The 2,333-nt window shown below is 60.5% G+C and carries 2 protein-coding genes; both read left to right on the top strand.

What is annotated here, in order from left to right:
* On the top strand, positions 1 to 121 hold a 121-nt coding region (locus WBQ77_RS10485), incomplete at its 5' end, for a DUF3604 domain-containing protein (protein ID WP_424060152.1).
* 190 nt (positions 122 to 311) lie between these two features.
* The gene (locus tag WBQ77_RS10480) at positions 312 to 2,189 is read left to right on the top strand and encodes a DUF3604 domain-containing protein (protein ID WP_424060150.1); all 1,878 of its coding nucleotides are present in this window, start codon (positions 312 to 314) and stop codon (positions 2,187 to 2,189) included.
* Positions 2,190 to 2,333: the final 144 nt, after the last annotated feature.

The raw sequence follows: 2,333 nt of genomic DNA, 5'->3' as shown, positions 1-2,333 counted from the left end.
AACCCCGCGCTGGACCGCTTACGATGCGCAGCGGTTCAAGGTCGATATGTCCGACGACGTACCGATGACCACGCAAGAGCGCGCCTACTCCTCGCCGATTTGGTATACACCGAAGAGTTAGCCTCTCCGGTTTCATCTCGCGTAGCCCCTTGCAGAGCCTCGATGCGGATCTCCAATGGCGCGAAATGCTAAAAGAAGCTCGGGTCCGATGTGCTAAAAAGGACCATGTAACGGGTCCGTGCGCGAAGCGCCCGGCTTGTCGCCAAAAAGCGGAGGAAACTATGAAAACGCGTTCGGTTATCTTGTCGTCTATGGCTGCGCTCTTGGTCACGGGCGGCTGCGTCTCGTCCTCGCTCGCCGATCAGCTTCCCACCAAGGACGGCACCGCAGACCTCGCTAAGACTCAGTTCTCGCCGTATGTGGGGCGCGACTTTCCCACCAAGGTATATTGGGGCGACACGCATCTCCACACGGCCGTCTCGGTCGATGCGGGAACGATGAACCGGATCGGTCAGGAAGACGCCTTTCGCTTTGCTCGGGGCGAGGAAGTCACAACAACCCACGGCCTGCAGGCCAAGCTCTCCCGGCCGCTGGACTTTTTGGTGATCGCGGACCACGCCGAGATGTACGGCTTGATGCCGCAACTGTTGAGCGGTGATCAGGACATTCTGTCCACGGAGATCGGCAAGCGCTGGTATGGGGAACTGACGAGTGGTGACAGCGACAAGCTCTTCTCGACGGCCATGGAGATCGTCGTGTCGCTCTCGGGCGATGAGCCGCCCATCAAGAGCGACAAGGCGGTACGCGATGCCTGGCGGAACTACACGGCCCTCGCTGACAAGTACAACGACCCAGGCAGGTTCACGGCGCTCATTGGCTACGAGTGGACGGCGATCGGTGGCGACAATCTCCACCGCAACGTAATCTTCCGGGGCGATTCGAGCGACGCCAACAAGACAGTTCCTTTCTCGCAGTACGACAGCAAGAACCCGGAAGATGTTTGGAAGCACCTCGCCGCGTTCGAGAAGGAAACCGGGGCCGAGGTTCTCGCGATCCCGCATAACGGCAATCTGTCTAACGGCCGGATGTTCAGGGTTGAGACCTTCGATGGCCAGCCGCTCACCAAAGAGCTCGCCGCGTTGCGGGCCCAATACGAACCGTTAGTCGAAGCCACTCAGATCAAGGGAGACAGCGAGACGCATCCGTTCCTGTCGCCGAACGACGAATTCGCCGACTATGAGACCTGGGACAAGTCGAACCTCAACGGCACGGAAGCCAAGACAGACGATATGTTTCAGTGGGAATATACGCGCGAGGCTCTGAAAACTGGGCTGAAGCTCGGCGACAAGCTCGGCGTCAATCCATACAAGTTCGGCATGATCGGTTCGACCGATGCCCACACGTCGCTTGCCGCGGTCGAAGAGGAGAATTTCTTCGGCAAGCATTCCGGTGTCGAGCCGGAACCGCACCGTTGGGAGCACGTGGTGATCGAGGCGCCCGATCCCAAATTCACCATCAAGGGCTGGCAGCAGGCCGCCGGTGGTTATGCCGGAGTCTGGGCGAAGGAAAACACGCGCGAGGCGATCTTCGATGCCATGAAGCGCAAGGAGACCTACGCGACAACGGGCCCGCGCATGACGGTGCGCTTCTTCGGCGGCTGGGATTTCGACGAGGACGACACCAAGACGCGTCTTCCAGCTGCCGCAGGCTATGCCAAGGGTGTGCCCATGGGCGGTGATCTCAGTGCCATGCCCGACGGCAAGGCGCCGACCTTCCTGGTCGCGGCGGCGAAAGACCCCTATAGCGGCAATCTCGACCGCATTCAGATCGTCAAAGGCTGGATGACCTCAGACGGGAAGACGGAGGAGATGGTCTACGACGTCGTATGGAGCGACGATCGCAAGCCCGGAGCCAACGGCAAGCTGCCGCCGGTCGGCAATACCGTGGATGTCGAGAACGCGACGTGGAGCAACTCCATCGGCGAGCCCGAGATGATCACGGTGTGGACGGACCCGGATTTCGATCCGAACCAGAGCGCCTTCTATTATGCGCGCGTCATCGAAATTCCAACGCCGCGCTGGACCGCCTACGAAGCCAAGCGCTTCGATGTCGACATGAGCGACGAAGTTCCGATGACAACTCAGGAGCGCGCTTACACCTCGCCCATCTGGTACACGCCGAAAAGCTAGCCTGTTCGGGTCAAGGAGATAGTGATGACACGTGCCGTTGGGCTTCGCCCACTCCTCGCGAGCCTGATGTTCGCGGCATGGGCCGTGCCGGGCGCTGCCCAGGACACTTCGGGCGTCAATGCGGACATCTACAAGGGCCGTCCG

The sequence above is a fragment of the Methyloceanibacter sp. genome (genome assembly GCF_049590335.1).
In the GTDB taxonomy this organism is placed as follows: Bacteria; Pseudomonadota; Alphaproteobacteria; order Rhizobiales; family Methyloligellaceae; genus Methyloceanibacter.
Note: the sequence above shows the minus strand (reverse complement) of the source record. Positions and strands in the feature narration are given on the sequence as shown.

Excerpts from the sequence above, each read along its gene's own strand:
- WBQ77_RS10480 (WP_424060150.1), top strand. The coding sequence starts at position 312 with ATGGCTGCGCTCTTGGTCACGGGCGGCTGCGTCTCGTCCTCGCTCGCC.